Here is a 19,614-nt window from a genome sequence, read left to right on the forward strand (position 1 = left end):
TATTAAAATCGTCATATGCAGAGCCCCCACAACAACACACCCTGCAGACTGAAAGTAGTCCTTTTTCGAGATATAGCTAAGAGTTAAATGTGACCGTACGGATAAGTGCGCTGAAGTCGTCCTTGAAGGTGTCTTTCGCATCGGTACGTAGTGTAATCGTCTTGTCGCGGCAGCGATAGATCACCGCGTCACCACGTATATCACTGCTGAAATCGCCAGACAATCGCGTATACGGCTGTCCATTAGACGAGCCCGTAGAAGACAGCAGCTTACCTGTCTGTATAAGGTTTTGATACTGGGCAAGTACGTTGTCATAATCTCGCTGTTCAATCAATACGCGAAGTGCAAACTGTTGTGAATCAGTTACATTCGGTACAATACCCGGGTTTAAGTAAGCCTTATAATTACCCCCGTTAACAAGTTTCTCAGATTCGTATGCGCTCCACGTCCTTGGGTACTGGAATCTAAGACCGCAATAATCATCAGGGGCTTTAAATGTCTGATTCGGTTGTTTTGCCTCCTCGAGATACTTCGCCTCGTCTCGAGTCGACTGATCTTCCTTAGCCTGCGCAACTTTAATCGCAATTTTTTGATCAAGATTACTCTGTGCATCTTGGTATGCCACAAATGCCCAGATACCGAAAGAACCGAGACCAAGCACTAATACACTAAGACCGATGACGGCCACCATTAATCCTGAAACGACGCCTGATTCATTTTTATGCAAACTCATGAGTGTCATTATACTTACGCTTCTTACGTCTGTAAAGAGAGTTTACGGTTCAAAAAGATAAAGATCATGTGCATGAAGTTTTTTTACTGGCTTAACTCCGCGCAAACCAGCCCCGTATGTAATACACAAGAGTGGTTGGCCATGCTTTTTCACATGATTCCTTAATTTGTTTGCCAGCTTTTCAGAATCGCGCGAAACCGAAAACACATAAACCACTGTTGTATCCGCTGGAAAATCGATCAACCACATATCAGCAAGTTTTGTTGTTTGACGCTTGTCGCCCACCGCCAATATACGGCTAACGAACACAAGAACCGGATTCAATTCGTAGCCTATAGCACGCGCACCGTAGCTTGTTGCTAAGCGCAAAATAACACCGTCCCCCGAACCCAAATCAACCAATATGTCGCTCGATTTCAATTTATATAATTTTGTCAGGGCCAACTTAACGTAGCGACGATGACTCGGCAGGTAGGGAGCGCCTCGAAAGACGACAAATCCAAACGTGAAGACAACAGCAAAAAGTACCCAAAACCATGCCATCATACGTCGGCGTCAGTATCCGTCTTAAATGATTTCTTAACTAGTTGTATATCGTTAGCTACGACCTCTAAGTCGCGCTCGATCTCCGTCGCTAATTTAGCCGCTTCCTTCAATTTAGTACTCGCCTGCTCCAGCTCAAAATCTTCTCCCTCAAACCACGCGACGAGTTTATCTAGTTCTTCAATCTTTTCTTGTATGGTTTTGTCACTTTTGCTCATAATGTTCAATCCTTGCCTTTATTATAGCTCTACTCAGTTCGATGTCGATCAGACCTCCTTCGTTTAGCTGCCCACGGACAATCGCATAACCGCGCTCCAACACGCGCTGAGGATCCAATTCAACGAGTAGCCTTCGCGTTTGCATTATTTGCTGGCGACGCCAATCGAGCTTCTCTTCAACTTTCTCAGTTGCAGTTTCAATACTTCCCTCAAGCTGTCTACGTAAACCATCAAGCAGATTAAGCACTTTCGGCACAAGAGACTGCGCCTTGAATCGTGAAGTACGAATAACGTCTTGCCGGTCGGGCACGATAATCTGCGCAGCATTACTCGGCGTAGCCGCTCGAACATCCGCCGCTAGATCACAAAGTGTCATATCCACCTCGTGACCTATGCCAGTTACAACAGGCACGCGACTCGCTGCAATCGCCCTCACCAGGTGCTCGTCATTAAATGCCGCCAAGTCATCCGCACTACCGCCACCACGAATCATAACGATTATCTCTGGCAGTTCCTCCTGAGTATTAAAATAGTTCAGCGCTCTGATAATCTGATCCGGCGCATCATTTCCCTGCACCGTTACTGCCGCCACGTCTACACGCAGCCCACCCCAACGATCATTAAGTATCTTTATAAAATCTGCGTATCCTGCCGCCTGCGGACTACTAACAACAGCGATATGCCGAGGTATGCCAGGTAACTGTCGCTTGCGTTCAAGTGCAAAGAGACCCTCTTTGTCTAGTTTTGCTTTTAGTAATTCAAAACTTTTCTTTATACTTCCTTCACCGCTTAGACGAACTGCCTTAACGGTGAGACTAAACTTTCCCCATTGGGTTAGTTTTGGCGTTGCCGTTACCACTACCTTCATACCGTCCTCAATCGGCACGCGCAACTGAAACAGCATCATGAAACAGCCGACACTACCACCTTCATCTTTGAGATCAAAAAAGACAAACTTACCTTGATTAACCTTAAAACTAGCGATCTCACCCTCAACCTCAATCAACGGGTACGCATAATCCAGCGTCTGATTGACTACTGCTATAAAGTCACTGACTGTCAATTTTGGGGCCACGACCATTGTCTCCGTACTTCGTCAAAGCGTATTGATAGAACACGTAGCCAAGTGCAATCGTACCCATCAATATAACGACGCGAGCCAGCAAGATACCAGCAATAGCAACGTCTCCAGCTATACCCGCGAACGCCAAAAACGTCACCATGATAGCCTCGTACACTCCCGCGCCACCAGGTGTCAGCACTATAAATCCAGCTACGCTTGCCACACCGTAAGCAATTAAAATCGGTGCCGGGTTAAACACTTCACCAAGCGACCAAAATGCAATCATAAATAATCCAGCATCACCAAGTGTATAAATGAGTCCCCATATAAACGGTACTACCAGTAATTTTTTGTCATGTTTAAGTTCCAAAAAATCAGAATGCATATCATCCAAAAAGTCCTTAATCACATCATGCCCTAATAATTTCCGACGTTTACCAAGCGTCACGCGTCTGGTCAGCATGTTGATCGTGTCAAATAGCCAAACAGCAAATTTATCAATCCTACGCCTACTACTCAATACGTAAATCAACGCCAAAATTACCAGGAATATACCACCAAAAAGCCCAGCGCTTGCCAATATAATCCACCTGTTAATAGTACCGTCAACGGTTACGGCGAATAGTGCCACAAGTAACAAAACCAGAAATGCAATAAATGTCATAACATGACGCACCACTTGCGCCATCGTTGCACGACCCGCCCCTATGCCAAGGTGATTCAATCGCCACGTCAAATAAGACACTCCACTCACGCCGCCACTTGGCAACACATGGTTAACGAAATTTCCTTCGAGTGCAATTCTTGCTAACTCCCAATTACTGGTTTTTTTCATCTGCCCCTTACCGCGCAAATATGAAAAGATCATCTCGCCGCCTGCATAATAAACCAATATCTGAAGAGGTATCATAAGCGCTAAAATCCATAAATTAACCTGCCCAAGGAGATCCCACGCTTTAATAAGTTCCTGCCTGGAAAGGAACAGGACAATCGCAAGTAGTACCACTGTTACCAGGCTCAACCATGCACGAAAAGACATGATTTTAGTATATACTAACGCTATGTATATTGCGATGCTAGGTCGCCAGCCCGCTATCAGTATGGCCGAACTTGAACGTACGTTTGATGACGTACGTTGGTTTTCTCATGACATGGCACTTGTTAATACGGACGAACTCGACATCGAACAGCTTGGCGGAACCGTCAAAGCAGGGCGCGTTATTCTAGAGCTAAGCGGAGCCGATTGGCGCAAGACCAGCGTGGAACTTGTCCGTACTTATTTTGAAAAATGGTCGTCCGCTACTGGTAAAATAACGCTCGGTGTCAGTGTGTACGGATTTAAGGTATCGCCTCGTGACGTACAACGAACTGGTCTCATCTTAAAATCACAGCTCAAATCAAAAGGAGTTAGCTTACGACTCGTCCCTAACGAGCAGCCCATTCTTAGCACAGCCACCAGTCACCACAACAAACTAGGTCTTTCGCCTAACAAGATTGAGCTACTTGTTGTCCGCGGCCACGGCGGCAAAGTAGTCATAGCTGAAAGTACAGGTTCGCAAAATATTACAGCTCTCGCCCGTCGTGACCAAGCCCGTCCAGCCCGTGACGCGTTCGTCGGTATGTTGCCCCCGAAATTAGCACAAATAATGATCAACCTCGCCAAGCCCAGTGGCCGTCCGCCCGTTATTCTTGATCCATTCTGCGGCACTGGAGTCATCTTACAAGAAGCCGCACTCATGGGCTACGATGCCAATGGCACCGACTTATCCGAAAAGATGGTTAGCTATAGTCAGCGGAATCTTGAATGGCTTAAAGAAAAATACAATACTCGATCACGACTAACAGTAAGTGCCGGCGACGCCATGACGACCATCTGGGACCAGCCTATCGATGCCGTCGTTTGCGAATCCTATCTTGGGCAACCGTTCAGCGCGCCACCATCCCCCAAGAAATTAGAGGAAGTCGTTGGTAACTGCGATCACATCATCTCTGGCTTCTTGGCAAACATTTCAAACCAAATCGAACCAGGCACACCACTTTGCGTTGCCGTTCCCTCATGGCGCGGAGCAAATGACTGGTTTACTCACCTACCCCTGATTAAAAAACTTGATCAGCTCGGCTATAAACAAATTGAATTTAAAAATGTAAATGCAAAAGACCTACTTTATTACCGTCCAGATCAAGTCGTAGCCCGCGAGCTGCTAGTACTTGAAAAAAAATAATAGGCCTCTATTGGCCTAATAAAAAAAATAGCAGGTAAACCAGCTGGGGTATATCGCCCCAATCAGTCTACCTGCTTATGCTCCTAGAAACGATAGCTAGCGTTAGATTAACTAATCACCCAAGCTATCAGCCAGACACATCCCACGGCTAATACAACAGTTGCAACTACCATCACGGTAACAACAAGCAGATTAACCAGATTGGAAACACCCGGAATCCTGTCTATGCGCAACATTGGCGCTCCCTCCACTCCTAGCTCCAATATACTCATACCATACAAATTTTTAACCATTTCGTCAACTTATTGTTTCAGAATATTCATACCTAACAGGGGTTGACGTGAAGGTAATTATCCTATACAATAGTCTAGAATTTTGATACTAACTAAGGAGTTTACTCGTGTCACATGTCAAAGCTGGCGGTTCCAGCAAAAATATCCATGATAGTCCCGGTCAACGTCTAGGCGTTAAGCGTTTTGGTGGCCAAAAAGTCAATGCCGGCGAGGTACTCGTCCGACAGACAGGTTCCACTAAAGTCGCTGGTCCTGGTACTTACATAAGCCGCAACTTCACTATTCATGCCGCAGTTAGTGGCACAGTTGAATTTGCAAAGGTTAAAAAGACCAAGTTTACCGGCAAGTCCGTTCCTCGAACGCAAGTCATGGTTAAATAATACCGCTTATAAACAAAATGGCCCCAACGGGGCCATTTTTTTATGAAGTCATACCCAGGTGATGCTTGACTCGTTCAACCACATCACCAATGACAACTTGCGACTTAACTAAATAATCATCAACGCCGAGAGTTTCGGCTTTTTCCTTATCTTTCGGCTGGCTAAGCGCCGTTAGCATGATGACGCGTATATTGGCCGTTTCGGGAGTGTGACGAAGTATATCTAGTACGTCAAACCCGCTTATCTTCGGCATCATCGCATCTAAAAGGAGTAAATCTGGTTGGATTTCCTTTGCAGCCTGAAGCGCCTCTTCGCCGTTATGAACCTCATGGATCTCAAAGCCTTCCAGTTCCAGTCGAGAGCGATACACTGCCGCCAAAGCTTCATCATCCTCAACAAGCAAAATCTTCTTACCAGACGTGTCGCCAACAGGCTGTTCGTCTTCTTGGTGGTACTGGCCATCTACCGTCGAACTATTATCGCCGTCCGGGACATCCGAGTGCTCTTCGGTACTATCTTGTGCCGTGTCGCCAGAATTATCTCCTGACTCATTGCTTTCGCCCTGATCGTTCTCTTCGTGTCGATCATACATGTCATGCAAATCATTTGAATCAGAACTACTCTGCGACTGGTCATCACGGCGCTCTTCTTCGAAGCCGCCCGAGCCCTCTTGAACCTCAGAAGACTCGTCTACGACTTCATTATTTCCTTGATCTTGAGAACCGAATCGATCGAATTGATCCTGCTCATTTTCTTGTTTTTGTTTATCTTCTTGATCTTGCATATGCTTTTATACTACTACACCGCTTGCCAAACGTCTACTGGCCCAAATACTTGATGGCAGCATCGAGCTGCGGGTCGCGACCAGCAACCACGTCAGACGCTGTCAGCGATACCGTTTTATCTGGTGTAATACCTTGTTTATTAATATTTTTACCATTCGGCGTATACCATTTCGCAACTGTAACTTTCAAGACTGCGCCATTTGGAAGATCGAGAAGTTTTTGCACGCTTCCTTTGCCAAACGTCTTTTCTCCAATCAGTGTCGCCGCATGATGGTCCTGTAATGCACCAGCAACGATTTCACTGGCACTAGCGCTTGAACCATTCACTAACACGACCGTCGGTATACCATCGAGCACAGGGTCGTTACTAGATCGCAATTCGTCAGTAGTCACGCCGTTCGTTCGTTCACTAACAACAAGCTGATCGCGTAACCATATACCAGCTACATTTTGAGCTGCAGTCAACAGTCCACCACCATTACCGCGAAGATCAAGTACAACCGCCTTTACATTGTTCTTCTTAAAGTTCTCCGCAGCCTTACGCGCACTATAACTTGTAGTTTCATCAAATCGCGTGAGCGTCAGTATACCTACTCCATTTTGAATCTTACTCTCAACGCTTGGTGCAGTAATTTTTGCTCTCGTAATCGTAAAGTCCTTTATATCGATTCCTCGCTGTATGGTCAGCTTAACGGGCTTTCCTATGTTGCCACGGATCTTATTGACCGTATCATTGACAGACCAACCAGAGGTTGATTTTCCATCAACTGCAACGACAGTATCACCAGGCAATAGCCCTGCCTTCATAGCCGGCGAATCAGGTAGCGCCCTGATAATCGTCACCTTGTCATTGCGATTACCAATCTCAGCACCAATACCACCGCCAATATCGCCATTTAAGTCTTTGTTGAAGTCATTAGCTTCTTTTTTATTCATATAGATAGTGTAATTGTCACCTGCCGCCGCTACTAATCCACGGCTAGCGCCCTCAATCAATGACTGATTACTCAGCGTGCCATCAAAGTTTGCTTTGAGCTCACGAAATGTCGTCTGTACGCTTGAAAGATCCAGCGTATCTGATGTCACCTTAACGCCAAACGTCGGAGCTATCAGATTAACAATCTGATCATTGCGCGTACCGGCACTATAACCAAGTAGAAAAACCAGTGCCAGCGAAAGCACAAATGCGCCAGGAGTAAAACTCCACTTTTGTTCAGTTTTTTTCGTATTCACTTGCATCTATTATAGCGCAAAAAGCTTAAGAATAACTCAAGAGCCTAATTTTACTACAATAAAAACTCTTCGCTCGGATTTTTTAGAAATAGATGTATGTATCGTATGTCGCAGCCGACACGCGCATCTTACTGTAATTGCCCCAGCCTGGGCCACCTGCATTGTAATAATTGTACTGGCTTACGTCGACGGTACCATCACCATTAACCGCCTCTACCCAAACGGCGTGGCCATACTCACCCGCCGAAATGATGCCAATTGAGTTAACACGTGGCGTGTTGCCAGTCTCGTAACCAGCCGCCACAGCGCTGGAAGGCCACTGATTTGCATTCCCCCAATACATCGGGAAATTGCCACTGTAATGCCCTGCACGCCACGCTGCATAACTAACACATTGTCGGCAACCGTAGCCTAAGGCATCCGTACCATCACCGTACGTACCACCATGTGAATATACATTCGAATCAACCCAACAACCAGCTTCCCACGGGTAACCGCCCTTGTTCGGATCGCCTGGCAAGATATTCGCAGGGATACCACCGCTAGCAGCACGGATAGCAGCTTCAATCGCTTCCTGCTGCTTTTGCTGGACCTCTAGCTTCTGACTTTCACGCTGAGACACTAGGCTAGCATACGCAGCCTCCTGACCTTTCGTTTGAGCGATTAGTTGCGCTAACTGATTTTGTTTTGCCACAAGAGCATCCTTAGCCTGCTTTTGTTCGGCAATCACTCGGTCCACATCCTTTTTCTGTTGCTCTAGAAGCACCTTGGTACTTTTAATAGTCGTGATTGCAGTCACTAAATTATCACGAATGGTATTGCGGTAAGCCTGCTTGTCTACAAAGTCGGCAATACTTTTACTACTAGCGAGCATTTCAAGTGGTGATACGTCACTATCCACATACAAATTGGCAATCGTGTCACCAAGTGCATTTTGATTATCAATAATCTTCTGTTGATTGTCCGCGATCTGTTTGCTAAGTTTATCGTGCTCGGCCTGCTTTAAATTAATTTGCTTCTGAATGACGTTTGCTTGCGCCTGAAGTGCACTCTTCTCTTTTTTCAAGGAGTCAGTTTGACCGCTTAACTTCTTTGCTTGCGCTTGATAGCTATCGATTTCAGACTGAATTCGAGAAATCTGGTCATCGAAACTATCAGCCTTTACCACCTTGATAATCTGAAACGGTGTTGTCGCGACAAACAAAAGAGTTACCGTGAGTATTGCTAGTTGTTTCGCGGTAATTTTTATTTTCACGACCGGCATGGTGGACCATCGTTTCATTCTGGGGTGATTATAGCATAAGCACTATGATTTGTCCAGATACGGACTAGGCGTTCGGGAAGCGAAGAAAGATAACGCCAGAATTTTTGATCCACATAGTACTGTATTCACCGGTTCCATAGAAGTTATATTGGCTCACAAACACGTTGTCACCGCTCACCGATTCTACAATCATTGCATGTCCTATAGGCGAAAAGGGATACGTTGCCGGTAGAATTACTGCATCGCCGGGCTGAGGAGAGCCAACCTGGAACGCACCGCTGTATGCAGGCGCGCTGTAAGTCCACTGGCCTGCATTACCTTGTCCGTTGAAATTACCGACATATTTATGGAACCGCGCCGAAAGAGCCCAGGCTACGTAACTAACACATTCTCTGTTGTATAAACCCCATGGATCAGCATATGTATCTTGACCGCCACAGTATGGATATCCGCCGCCGCCACCGCACCCTTGGTTACCGCTCCAACCCCAGTACTGGAAATTACCGACGACTCCGCTATTACCGCTACCCGCAGCAATGAGCGACGCGTAATAGGCTCGTTGAGCCGCAGCGGCCGAAGCAATCTGGTCCTTAGCGCTACTCACAAGACTTTGATATGCAGCTTCTTGACCTCGAGTCTCATTTACAAGCTGCTGCTGCGTTGCCTCTTGTGCTGCTAGCTGATTATTTTGAGCCTTAAGCTGGCTCAATACCTTTTCAACTGCCTGTTTGTCACTATCAAGACGTGCTTTTAATTGCTTAATCTGGGCAATTGCACTATTCAATTGATCCCGAACAGACGACCTATACTCCTGTTTGTCTACAAAATCACCAATATTCTGGCTACTCGCTAATAATTCAACCGTCGAGATATTGTCATCGACGTATAGGTTCGCAAGTACGTCACCGAGTACATTTTGGGTTTTGGACAATTTTACTTGGTTTGCGGCAATATCAGCCTGTAACTTCTCGTGCTTTTTCTGATTAATTTCAATTTTAGTCTGCAACGCATTAATCTGCGCACCTATTTCGTAGAGCTTGTTTTGCAACGTATCTGCTTTGGCTCGTAACTGATTTGCTTGTGCTTGGTACTCATTTGCTTTGGACTGTAGTGATGCAATCTGATCATCCCACTCGTCGGCAAGTGCGTGTTGTACATACGCAAGTGGCACGCTCACTGCAATCAACAGTGCCATACTAGCCAGTAAGAACCGTCTAGGCAAGAATCTTCGGCGGAAAGTGGTGGACGCCTTTTTCATATGTACTTCTATGGTAATACTACCCTGTTTCTGCGTCAATACGCTTAAGCTTATACTTATCAAAGTTTGAGGTACTTACGAGTCGCCAGTAATGACGAAACTACACCTATTGCCGCACCAACAAATATCATGGCTAGCAGCAAGAACGGCATATATTGTGTCACAATATGAATCGTATTCGAAATCGCAATCTGATAACTATCAAGCGAATCCTTTACAGCATACAATATCGCCACGCCGAGTCCAGTCGCAATGACGGCCGCAATAAAGCCGTACACGACTGCCTCTACCACAAACGGCCCGCGTATAAAGCTACGATCCGCACCAATGAGCTTCATCATCTGAATCTCTTCTCTGCGGTTAAATATAGCCATACGAATGGTATTAAAGATGATTAGCGACGAGATAATGATAAAGATAGCACTAGCAAGTAGCCCTGCGTTCTGAGCAAATTGAATAGCTATACCGATATTCTGAATGGCACTGCGTCGCTCACCACTAAACGACGGTTGACGATTTGGGTCTGCATATTGTTTATATAGATCATCATTTTTGACGAAGCGATCCAGCTGCGAGGGGTCATTAATGTCAACGATATTCACCCGGAACGTCCCCGGAAACTTGTTCGTAGCTTCGTTAAGCGCTTCAAGTGTCTGTGCATCGCCCTTGTTTTGATCGGCGAAGTCAGACCGCGCCTGGTCGGGACTAACGTAACGCACGCGTTTTACGCCGGGAAGTTTTGCTATTTTGTCCTGAATCTGGCTGGCGGCATCGCTAGGCGTGGTCGTCTGAACATAAATCGACATATCAGTCTTCGCCTTAATGGCATCGACCGTATCCACCAGCACCTGCCGTGCGACAAGTGTCATAAAGATAATCAGCAGTGTAATTGTCATAACTGCCGTCGCAGCGACTGTTAGCCAAGCATTACGACTAAAGTTATTTACACCATAGCGACACATACGCACGAACGTCAGCCACTTGCGGCGCGTTTGCTTACTCTGTGTTAATGCTCGAGGTGCGTTATTTTTTCCCATACTACTGCCTATAACTTCCCTGCGCCTGATCACTGACTACCTTGCCATGATCCAACGTAATGACTCGACGCTTGAGTTTGTTCACGATTTCAACATTATGCGTTGTAAGCAACACTGTCGTTCCGTATTTATTGATCTTCTCGAGTAACCGTACAATATCCCAGCTGTGTTTTGGGTCCAGGTTGCCAGTAGGTTCGTCCGCTATCAATATTTTTGGCTGACGTACAACCGCACGCGCAATTGCTACGCGCTGACGCTCACCGCCAGAAAGCTGATGCGGAAACTGACTTTCTTTACCAGTTAATCCTACGAGTTCAATGACTTTTGGCACAGTATTTTTAATCTCATGACCAGTCATGCCGGCAATTTCTAAAGCAAACGCAATATTTTCATAGACAGTACGTTGTGGTAGTAATTTAAAATCTTGAAAAACAACGCCAATCTTGCGACGCAGTAAAGGTATGTGCTTGTCTTTAAGCGTGTCATAGTCAATACCTCCAACGACAATCTTGCCGCTAGTCGGCTTCTCTTCTCTGGTCAACAATTTAAGCAAAGTCGATTTGCCTGCACCACTAGTACCAACGATGATAACGAACTCTTTAGGTTCGACATGTAAACTGATGCGGTTTAATGCCGACTTATTGCTGTTTTTTCCGTACGTTTTCGTAACCCTATCAAGAAGTATCATTGCTTTTCATATTATAGCATAAGTATTGTTTAATAAGAACAAGTGAAATCAGTATTTCACATCTATTTTCTGCACTTTATGGCGGACTTATACACAAACAATAAGTAGATTAAAACAGCGGCTTTGAGAATGCCGTTTCAACGTTATCTATAAGCCTACGAAGAAGCTATTCGCCTAATTGTGATTCCAGATAGGCTTCTATAAAGCCATCAATCTTGCCGTCGAGCACCGCCTGCGGATCTTTCTCTTCATATTTAGTACGAGTGTCCTTCACTAACGTATACGGATGTAGTACATAGTTACGGATCTGTGAGCCCCAGTTTGCCGATTCTCCAGCGCGTAAATCAGCAATCGATTCAGCATGTTGTTCCATCTGTAATTGGGCAAGCTTAGAACGCAAGATCTTCATAGCCGTTTCCTTATTTTGCAACTGGCTGCGTTCGTTCTGAATCGCCACAACCAAGCCAGTCGGCACATGAGTCACTCTCACGGCGCTATCAGTCGTATTGACTGACTGACCGCCATGGCCACCCGCGCGATAAACATCAACTTTCAAATCTTTGTCATCCAACTGCACTTCATCCGGCGTATCAATTTGCGGCAAAACCTCCACCAGCGCAAAGCTCGTCTGGCGTAAATTATCGCTATTAAATGGACTTAGCCGTACCAGCCTGTGAACACCATTTTCAGACCGCAATTTACCGTAAACATAGGGGCCGGTTATTTCGATGACACTTGACTTGATCCCAGCTTCCTCGCCAGCTGAGCGTTCAACGGTCGATGCATTCATACTAGACTTTTCCGCCCAACGTAAATACATTCGCTCTAACATCTCGGCAAAATCCTGCGCATCAGTACCGCCCACTCCGGCGCTTATGCGAATAATTGCATTATGATCATCATATCTTCCGCTATACAGCAATTCCTTTTTGCGATCAGCAAATTCATTTTCTAAAGCCTCTATCTGGCCTTCAAATTCACTTCGTAAACTGTCGTCACCCAACGCCATCAGCTCGGCCATATCATTCACCTGGGCTTGTAATGTCTGCCACGGCTGCACCATTGCGCCTAACGCCGCCTGTTGTTTACTCATAGCCTGCGCATTAGCAGGATTATTCCACACCTCGGGCACGGCAAGTTCGTCATCAAGCGACTGCAATTGCTTGGCTTTTACGTCAATAGCAAGCTGTTCGTACGCGACAGCTATATCATCCTTCAAAACCTGTATTCGTTTCTCAAGTGGTTGCATAGATTAAATTATACAGTACTACCTCGTGTTACACTGGTGACATGATAAAAATTGGTGTATTTGATTCAGGCGTCGGCGGTGAGGCTGTCGCAGAAAGATTACGTCAATTGTTTCCTGAAGCCAAAATCATATCGGTAAACGACAGCGCCAACGTACCTTATGGCACCAAAGCGGCGCACGAGATTACTCGTCTAACAGATTCCGCTATACAGCCACTACTCAAGGCAAAATGCGACGCAATTGTTATCGCTTGTAATACCGCAACGACAAATGCCATCAATCATCTTCGCGCCACCTACCCTAAAGTCCATTTCGTTGGCATTGAACCTATGGTTAAACCAGCAGCCAAACTGACCAAAACAAGTGTCATTGCCGTCCTCGCTACGCCCAGCACTTTAAAAAGCCACCGCTACGCAGAGTTGAAGCGTCAATGGGCGCCAAAACTTACTGTTATTGAGCCTGACTGTGCCAACTGGGCCTCGTTCATCGAACGAGGAGAACTACAACGGGTCGACGTACACGTAGCTGTTCACGAAGCACTAAGATGGCACTCAGACGTAATCGTACTTGGTTGTACCCATTACCATTGGCTGAAAGACCGCATACAGGCCATCGCAGGCCCGAGTGTACGCGTACTTGAGCCATCCGATGCAATCGGTGCCCGCATAGAATCACTTCTTTCTACAGACTCTCTACTGCCTGTATAAACTGATTACCGCGATCAGCGTAATCCTTGAACATATCAAAACTCGCACAAGCCGGGCTAAGTATGACTACGTCACCAGGCTCAGCAGTTGCGGCGGCTGTTTTTACAATTTCATCCATTTTTAATGTCGTATCGTACCTGTTATACCGAGCAAAGCCAACCTCTTTGAGAGCCGCCTCTATCTTTGGAGCTTCTGTTCCTATTAGTAAAACCCTGCGCATTGAATCAACGTTATCCATGACAGCTTGAGCCAGTTCACCATACGAAGCACCTTTGTCAGACCCGCCCAATATCAGAATTTTCGGCGCCTCAAACGACTTTATAGCTGCTATCGCACTACCCGGTGTTGTCGCTATACTATCATCGTAATATTCAACTTCATTAACATCCTTAACTAATTTAAGTCTGTGAGGTAGCCCCTGAAATGCCAGCAGCCCTCGCTCAATTTCATTACCGTCTCTTACCCATGGCCACACAGCACTGATTGCAGCGCACGCATTTTCACGATTATGTACCCCAGGTAATTTCAACGAGGCTACTGAACACAATTCTTGTTCACCATAATAAAACTTACCTTCTCGTACATGTCCTGCATCATCACTCGGATACGCCATAGTCTTACCTGGCGACTGTTTTGCAATTAGTTCGGAGTATTGATTACCCTGTAAATAAATAGTTAAGTCTTCTGGCTTCTGATGCTTAGCGATGTTTGCCTTTGCCCCAACATAGTCATCGAGATCTTTATGTACATCCAAGTGCTCCGGTTCAACACCCAACACGACTGCTACATGCGGACTAACATCGATATCCCATAGTTGAAAGCTACTTAACTCATACACCACGATATCGCTCGGTTTGATCTGATGCAGGACGTCGAATGCTCCTATACCGATGTTGCCGACTAGCCAAGCTCGCTTTCCGGCAGTATCAAGGATAGATTTGATGAGGCTACAAGTCGTACCCTTACCTTTCGTACCAGTAACCCCAATCGTCTGAGCTGGACAAACTTTAAGGAATTCACGTGCCATTGTCGTTACTTCACCAGTCACCTGTACCTGATCTGGCGATATAGCAGGTGTTTTGACAGCCAAGTCGGCCACGATGCCCTTAAAATCCTTAACCCCGCCAACAAATTTCACATCCGACGGCAACGGGTTCTTTGGTTGCGAATTGTTGTCATAGACAGTTATGACAGCATCTGGGTACTTTGTACGGTAATATTTATAGACACTCTCGCCTTCGACGCCATAACCTAAAATAGCTATATTCATAGCCCAAGTATACCCCGACTATACAGTCTCAAACAACGTTGCCAGCTTTTCGTTCAGTCGCACAAGCTCTTTTCGCTCGCCGCTACTTACGCCAGCCAATACGTTGATGTTGTAGCTTATGAATTCTCGAGCTGTCTCAATCATACATTCACGAGACGTGTTTTTAATAGAATCAGGTACCTTTTCATAATCCTTAACAACATCATCTGAAAAATAGCGGTTTGTATAGAAATTGCTTATCTGTGATACAGTCTGAGCACCCATCTGATGCCGACCAAGGGCGTACGATTTAGCGGCATCAATTTCGGCCTCTGTAATTTTGCCATCAAGAACCGCGCGAAGTTCCCGTACAATAATGTCGAACAGGCCATCAGATGTATCCAGATTTACCTGACCACCAAAATCCCAACTACTATCATGAAAACCGACCGATGTATCGCTAAACATACCGTATGCCAAGCCTTTTTTGCGAGCTGCTCCATAAATACGCGACGTCATCGTTCCTGTTAATATATGGTCCAAGCAATCCATGGCGTCTGATTCTTCTTCGCTCAATTCCCTTGGTACAATCATCGACCAAGCAAACGTTAGGTTGGACGCCTCCTTCCGACGAATCAAGGTCGGCTTACCTCCATGGAATTCATCGTGTGGCGCTTCAAAACGTTCTCCGCGCGGTAAATCCCAATCCTCTAGTTGTCGTTTAATTTCGCTTTTTCGTCCCTGCATCTTTCCGGCAATCACGAATCGCATATTCGCTGCTGTGTGCGTTCGCGCATGATGCTCTTTTATGTGGTGCAGCTTCACACGCGGTATCGTCCGCAGTCTCTGATTAAACGTCAATACATCTTCGCCCAGTAACTGCTGCACCTTTGGCCACAGCACACGGTTATGATTATTCAAAAACCCAGTCAGCTCGCTTCGAACGTTGCCCTTTTCAGCCTCTAGCTCCGATGAATTGAATCGAGGCTGACAAATTGACAAGCGCTGTAATTCCAATATGCGCTCCCATTCAAAATCAGCGCAATCGGCCAAATACACCATACTAAGATCGCTTGTATAGGCGTTGTGGTATGCGCCATTTTTTGTAAATTCCGCTTCAAATTCGTGTTCACTTTTGAACTTTGCATTCGCGCCAAAAGCCATATGCTCCATTACGTGTGCAGTTTCGTAAATATTCTTCTTTGCTACATATCTGTTGCCAGCACGAAACTGAAACTGAAAACTCATAACCGAGGCGCCAGGAACGTCTATAAGAAGTCCACGTGCTCCGTTTTTTAACCGGACTTCTTCGACGGTATGTTTCATATTTTTATCCCTACTCTACTTTATTTGCGATTTTTCTTGCGATTCTGTCTCTGCGCCTTTTTCTTTTTTCGAGCCTGATTGCGAACTTTTGATTCGCCAGACTTATTTTTAGCTACAGAAAAGTCGGCGTCGCGGTTCAGTTCACCATTCGTTATTTCATTAACGCCACGCTCAACCGAACTTTCAGCTAAACGGGTCAGTTCAGTTTCATGACTTTCCTCAGCAATCGCTAGGAAGTCGCTTGGGTGTACATGCATTATCGCACCAAGCACCTCATCTCGTAGCGTCAGCTGTAAGCTATCAAATAGTTTCGCGCTTTCAGATCGATATTCAACCAGCGGATCGCGTTGACCAACCGAACGCCAATGGATACCATCGCGCAGATGCTGCATATTCTCTAAGTGCTGCATCCAAAGCGTATCTAGTACTTGCAAGTAGACGTCGCGCTCAATCTTACGCAATGTCTCAGCTGTCATTTCTTTTTCTTTGGTAGCGTATTGGGCCATAACGGCATCTTTTGCGTTTTTCAAGCGTACTTTATCGCGCTTTTCAGCGCCAATATTCAATACATCAGCCTTATTAATTGCAAATAGTCCACTGAATTCCTCAGTAAATTTCGGATTATTTTTAATTGGCAAACTTGCTAAATCGGTAACTTTTTCGCTAATGAGACGTTCAATTTCCGGCTTAATATTATCGCCTTCAAGAATCTTACGTCGCATCGTATACACCACGCGGCGATGACGGTTAATTACATTGTCGTACTGCACAACATTTTTACGAATGTCGTAGTTGTAACCCTCGACTCGTTTCTGTGCAGCTTCAAGCGTCCTAGTGACAGCCTTGTTCTGAATAGGCATATCCTCATCAACTCCCAGACGATCCATCAAACTAGCAATGCGTTCACCCTGGAAAATACGCATAAGATCGTCCTGGGTTGAAACATAAAACTGTGAGTCGCCCGGATCACCCTGACGACCACCGCGTCCGCGAAGCTGGTTATCGATACGGCGCGATTCGTGTCGCTCACTACCGATAACGACGAGTCCACCGAGATCCTTCACGCCTTCACCGAGTTTAATATCGGTACCACGACCAGCGATATTTGTTGCCAGAGTAATGGCGCCTTTTTCACCCGCCTTCTCTACGATTGCCGCCTCGCGCTCATTGTTTTTCGCGTTCAAAATCTCATACTTTATGCCTTCTTTTTTCAAATAAGCAGCGATTAGCTCATTCTTAGAGATAGACGCGCTACCAACCAATACTGGTCGACCAGCCTCGTGATATTCCTTGATCGCCTTCGCAACAGCCTTCAACTTACCGGTCTCGGTTCGGAAAATGAGATCATCATGATCCACGCGAGCAATGGGCCTGTTCGACGGCACTTGAACGACATCCAAGCTATAAATCTGCTGAAACTCTTCCGCCTCGGTGAATGCAGTACCAGTCATACCTGACAATTTGTCATATAGACGGAAATAATTCTGGAACGATATGGTCGCAAGCGTCATACTCTCCTGAAGCACCGGCACACCCTCTTTAGCCTCAATCGCTTGGTGAAGACCTTCGTTATATCGTCGACCCTGCATCAAACGGCCCGTGTGCTCGTCAACAATGACAACTTCGCCATCGTTAGTTACCACATAGTCTTTGTCGCGGTGGAACAATGTCTGGGCCCGAAGAGCTTGATCTACATGATAAACCGAACGAATATAGTCAGGGCTGTAAAGATTCTTAACACCAAGCATTTTTTGAACTTTTTCGACACCCTCATCGCTTAGCGACACGGTACGGCGCTTTTCATCCAGTACGTAATCGTCCGGCACTAGCTTGGCAGCAATCTTAGAAAATTGAATATAGCTATCGGGATTCTCGGCAGCTGGCGCACTAATAATTAGCGGCGTCCTCGCCTCATCGATGAGAATTGAGTCAACCTCGTCAACTATGGCAAAGTGCAATTCACGTTGGCGCACTTCTTCCAATTCGTTAACCATGTTATCGCGCAAATAATCAAAACCGAACTCATTGTTCGTACCATAAGTAACGTCCGCAGCGTATGCTTCTTTTCGCGTACATGGTCGTAATTTGCGCATACGTGGATCGTCATGCTTTTCATTATCAAATTCCGGGTCGTATATAAACGATGCGTCGTTGATAATAATACCCGTAGATAAACCTAAGAAATGATAAATTTCACCCATCCAGCCAGCATCACGCTGAGCTAGGTAATCATTGACGGTCACCACATGAACACCCTTGCCAGTTAATGCATTCAAATACACCGGTAGCGTCGCAACTAGCGTTTTACCCTCACCCGTCTTCATCTCAGCAACATTTCCATCATGTAATACCATGCCGCCGATAAGCTGCACGTCAAAATGACGCTGGCCTAATACACGATCGCTAGCTTCACGCACCAACGCAAACGCATCCGGAAGGATGTCATCAATCGTCGTGCCCTTTTTTTCTAAGCGCTTCTTTAATACGTCCGTTTGTTTTTTGAGCTCCGGCTTGCTCATTGCGCTATATTTTTCGGCAAGTGCGTTAATAGCACCAACCCTTTTTTCCAAACCCTTTAAAACCCGCTTTTGCGGATCACCGAATATTTTTGTCAGTACGCCTTGTCTGGTTACCATAAGAAGCCCTACTCCTGCCGTATCTACAGTCCCTGCATCACAAATACCCTTTTCGGCCCACCCTCATAGGTTAAAGCAATTTCTGATGGCCTAGTATAACTATGGCTATACCTTGGTTGCCAGAATGATTTTACCTCGCCGATTATCAACCCGGAAAGTCGGGTATTTTTGTTGCGGTGACTGACTATTACTGAAAATTACTGTTTATTATTATAGCCTATTTAAAGGCCAATTAACACCTATCTAGAAGCAAAAATTTATTATTTGTTCCTCGAAGTCTGTTTTTAGATTAGCGACAGACATTTCGAATCTATATTGTCCAACAAAAACAGTAAACTAAGAAGCTTCGACAGCCTCAATAGCTTCTGGCCCTTGATCGCGCCTAAATCGAGCCAAAACCCCATGTCGCCCCCTATGACTCACAGCCTCTGACTTGTATTTATGTAATTGCGCAGCTAATTTCGCCTCAACGATATCCAAAGCTGCCAGCATATTAACCGTAGAATCCTTTGCTGCCATCAGTTTTCCAGGCACATTAATGATAACTTCAGCCTCATATTTATTACCGTGAGCCTTATTAACTTCTTTTAAAATCACGTCGGCACTCGCCGTCTTACGCGCATGTCGCGGCAAATATCTATCTAGTCTGGAAATTTTTTTGATTACGTATTTTTTTGTTGCCTCATCAACGTCAAATTTGATGCCCGTGATAGAAATTCTGTCAATCATG

20 protein-coding genes are annotated in these 19,614 nt (G+C 45.7%); 3 read left to right on the forward strand and 17 right to left on the reverse strand.

Annotation, left to right across the window (positions count from 1 at the left end; translation table 11 throughout):
* Positions 1-76: 76 nt before the first annotated feature.
* The 5 genes from H6797_04665 to H6797_04685 are packed head-to-tail and all read right to left on the reverse strand — an operon-like array spanning position 77 to position 3,596.
* A complete protein-coding gene (locus tag H6797_04665; protein USN96339.1) occupies positions 77-733 on the reverse strand; it encodes a hypothetical protein in 657 nt (218 codons plus the stop codon).
* A 42-nt stretch (positions 734-775) separates the two neighbouring features.
* The gene (locus H6797_04670) at positions 776-1,279 is read right to left on the reverse strand and encodes a hypothetical protein (GenBank protein ID USN96340.1); all 504 of its coding nucleotides are present in this window, start codon (positions 1,277-1,279) and stop codon (positions 776-778) included.
* Entirely contained in the window at positions 1,276-1,494 is a 219-nt protein-coding gene (locus H6797_04675; GenBank protein ID USN96341.1) for an exodeoxyribonuclease VII small subunit, read from the reverse strand. The genes H6797_04670 and H6797_04675 overlap by 4 nt, the downstream gene beginning before the upstream one ends.
* Positions 1,481-2,569 carry an exodeoxyribonuclease VII large subunit gene (xseA, locus tag H6797_04680; protein USN96342.1) on the reverse strand — a complete coding sequence of 363 codons (1,089 nt, stop codon included), beginning with the start codon at positions 2,567-2,569 and terminating at the stop codon, positions 1,481-1,483. Before xseA ends, H6797_04675 begins: the two co-directional genes overlap by 14 nt.
* On the reverse strand, positions 2,544-3,596 hold the full coding sequence (locus H6797_04685) for a flippase-like domain-containing protein (protein USN96343.1): 1,053 nt from the start codon (positions 3,594-3,596) through the stop codon (positions 2,544-2,546). The genes xseA and H6797_04685 overlap by 26 nt, the downstream gene beginning before the upstream one ends.
* A gap of 22 nt (positions 3,597-3,618) precedes the next feature.
* Here H6797_04685 and H6797_04690 point away from each other — a divergent pair, with 22 nt between their 5' ends.
* Entirely contained in the window at positions 3,619-4,779 is a 1,161-nt protein-coding gene (locus H6797_04690) for a methyltransferase domain-containing protein (protein ID USN96344.1), read from the forward strand.
* Between the two features lie 107 nt (positions 4,780-4,886).
* Here the strand turns inward: H6797_04690 and H6797_04695 are convergent, their stop codons facing one another.
* Entirely contained in the window at positions 4,887-5,072 is a 186-nt protein-coding gene (locus H6797_04695; GenBank protein ID USN96345.1) for a hypothetical protein, read from the reverse strand.
* Between the two features lie 107 nt (positions 5,073-5,179).
* On the opposite strand from H6797_04695, the gene rpmA reads away from it, so the two are divergent.
* Positions 5,180-5,452: a 50S ribosomal protein L27 gene (gene rpmA / locus H6797_04700; protein ID USN96346.1), complete on the forward strand. Its 273-nt coding sequence runs from the start codon at positions 5,180-5,182 to the stop codon at positions 5,450-5,452.
* Positions 5,453-5,492: 40 nt separating this feature from the next.
* Here rpmA and H6797_04705 read toward each other — a convergent pair whose 3' ends face one another.
* The 7 genes from H6797_04705 to prfB form a co-directional block, all read right to left on the reverse strand.
* Positions 5,493-6,236: a response regulator gene (locus H6797_04705; GenBank protein ID USN96347.1), complete on the reverse strand. Its 744-nt coding sequence runs from the start codon at positions 6,234-6,236 to the stop codon at positions 5,493-5,495.
* A gap of 34 nt (positions 6,237-6,270) precedes the next feature.
* The gene (locus tag H6797_04710; protein USN96348.1) at positions 6,271-7,470 is read right to left on the reverse strand and encodes a S41 family peptidase; all 1,200 of its coding nucleotides are present in this window, start codon (positions 7,468-7,470) and stop codon (positions 6,271-6,273) included.
* 82 nt (positions 7,471-7,552) lie between these two features.
* Positions 7,553-8,752 (reverse strand): CHAP domain-containing protein, encoded by a 1,200-nt coding sequence (locus tag H6797_04715; protein ID USN96349.1) that lies wholly within the window; start codon positions 8,750-8,752, stop codon positions 7,553-7,555.
* A 46-nt stretch (positions 8,753-8,798) separates the two neighbouring features.
* On the reverse strand, positions 8,799-9,992 hold the full coding sequence (locus tag H6797_04720; GenBank protein ID USN96350.1) for a hypothetical protein: 1,194 nt from the start codon (positions 9,990-9,992) through the stop codon (positions 8,799-8,801).
* A gap of 59 nt (positions 9,993-10,051) precedes the next feature.
* The gene (locus H6797_04725) at positions 10,052-11,029 is read right to left on the reverse strand and encodes an FtsX-like permease family protein (protein USN96351.1); all 978 of its coding nucleotides are present in this window, start codon (positions 11,027-11,029) and stop codon (positions 10,052-10,054) included.
* 1 nt (position 11,030) lies between these two features.
* Positions 11,031-11,717, reverse strand: a complete 687-nt coding sequence (gene ftsE, locus H6797_04730; protein USN96352.1) for a cell division ATP-binding protein FtsE — start codon at positions 11,715-11,717, stop codon at positions 11,031-11,033.
* Between the two features lie 166 nt (positions 11,718-11,883).
* Positions 11,884-12,966 (reverse strand): peptide chain release factor 2, encoded by a 1,083-nt coding sequence (prfB, locus tag H6797_04735; GenBank protein USN96353.1) that lies wholly within the window; start codon positions 12,964-12,966, stop codon positions 11,884-11,886.
* A gap of 41 nt (positions 12,967-13,007) precedes the next feature.
* Between prfB and murI the strand changes: the two genes are divergently transcribed.
* Positions 13,008-13,673, forward strand: coding sequence for a glutamate racemase (gene murI / locus H6797_04740; protein USN96354.1), 666 nt, complete (start codon positions 13,008-13,010; stop codon positions 13,671-13,673).
* Here murI and murD read toward each other — a convergent pair.
* From murD to raiA, 4 genes are all read right to left on the reverse strand, one after another.
* Positions 13,648-14,943: a UDP-N-acetylmuramoyl-L-alanine--D-glutamate ligase gene (gene murD / locus H6797_04745; GenBank protein ID USN96355.1), complete on the reverse strand. Its 1,296-nt coding sequence runs from the start codon at positions 14,941-14,943 to the stop codon at positions 13,648-13,650. The two genes, murI and murD, sit on opposite strands and share 26 nt — an antisense overlap.
* Before the next feature lie 18 nt (positions 14,944-14,961).
* Positions 14,962-16,248 (reverse strand): insulinase family protein, encoded by a 1,287-nt coding sequence (locus H6797_04750; protein USN96356.1) that lies wholly within the window; start codon positions 16,246-16,248, stop codon positions 14,962-14,964.
* A gap of 20 nt (positions 16,249-16,268) precedes the next feature.
* Positions 16,269-18,884, reverse strand: a complete 2,616-nt coding sequence (gene secA, locus H6797_04755) for a preprotein translocase subunit SecA (protein ID USN96357.1) — start codon at positions 18,882-18,884, stop codon at positions 16,269-16,271.
* Between the two features lie 336 nt (positions 18,885-19,220).
* A complete protein-coding gene (raiA, locus tag H6797_04760) occupies positions 19,221-19,613 on the reverse strand; it encodes a ribosome-associated translation inhibitor RaiA (protein ID USN96358.1) in 393 nt (130 codons plus the stop codon).
* Position 19,614: the final 1 nt, after the last annotated feature.

The sequence above is a fragment of the Candidatus Nomurabacteria bacterium genome, assembly GCA_023898645.1.
Classification (GTDB): domain Bacteria; phylum Patescibacteriota; class Saccharimonadia; order Saccharimonadales; family Saccharimonadaceae; genus UBA2112.

Coding starts and splice junctions, on each gene's coding strand:
- H6797_04695 (USN96345.1), bottom strand. CDS start 5,072: ATGGTTAAAAATTTGTATGGTATGAGTATATTGGAGCTAGGAGTGGAG.
- prfB (USN96353.1), bottom strand. CDS start 12,966: ATGCAACCACTTGAGAAACGAATACAGGTTTTGAAGGATGATATAGCT.
- H6797_04715 (USN96349.1), bottom strand. CDS start 8,752: ATGAAACGATGGTCCACCATGCCGGTCGTGAAAATAAAAATTACCGCG.
- murI (USN96354.1), top strand. CDS start 13,008: ATGATAAAAATTGGTGTATTTGATTCAGGCGTCGGCGGTGAGGCTGTC.
- H6797_04675 (USN96341.1), bottom strand. CDS start 1,494: ATGAGCAAAAGTGACAAAACCATACAAGAAAAGATTGAAGAACTAGAT.
- H6797_04725 (USN96351.1), bottom strand. CDS start 11,029: ATGGGAAAAAATAACGCACCTCGAGCATTAACACAGAGTAAGCAAACG.
- secA (USN96357.1), bottom strand. CDS start 18,884: ATGGTAACCAGACAAGGCGTACTGACAAAAATATTCGGTGATCCGCAA.
- H6797_04690 (USN96344.1), top strand. CDS start 3,619: ATGTATATTGCGATGCTAGGTCGCCAGCCCGCTATCAGTATGGCCGAA.
- raiA (USN96358.1), bottom strand. CDS start 19,613: ATGATTGACAGAATTTCTATCACGGGCATCAAATTTGACGTTGATGAG.
- H6797_04705 (USN96347.1), bottom strand. CDS start 6,236: ATGCAAGATCAAGAAGATAAACAAAAACAAGAAAATGAGCAGGATCAA.
- H6797_04720 (USN96350.1), bottom strand. CDS start 9,992: ATGAAAAAGGCGTCCACCACTTTCCGCCGAAGATTCTTGCCTAGACGG.
- murD (USN96355.1), bottom strand. CDS start 14,943: ATGAATATAGCTATTTTAGGTTATGGCGTCGAAGGCGAGAGTGTCTAT.
- H6797_04750 (USN96356.1), bottom strand. CDS start 16,248: ATGAAACATACCGTCGAAGAAGTCCGGTTAAAAAACGGAGCACGTGGA.
- ftsE (USN96352.1), bottom strand. CDS start 11,717: ATGATACTTCTTGATAGGGTTACGAAAACGTACGGAAAAAACAGCAAT.
- H6797_04665 (USN96339.1), bottom strand. CDS start 733: ATGAGTTTGCATAAAAATGAATCAGGCGTCGTTTCAGGATTAATGGTG.
- H6797_04670 (USN96340.1), bottom strand. CDS start 1,279: ATGATGGCATGGTTTTGGGTACTTTTTGCTGTTGTCTTCACGTTTGGA.
- H6797_04685 (USN96343.1), bottom strand. CDS start 3,596: ATGTCTTTTCGTGCATGGTTGAGCCTGGTAACAGTGGTACTACTTGCG.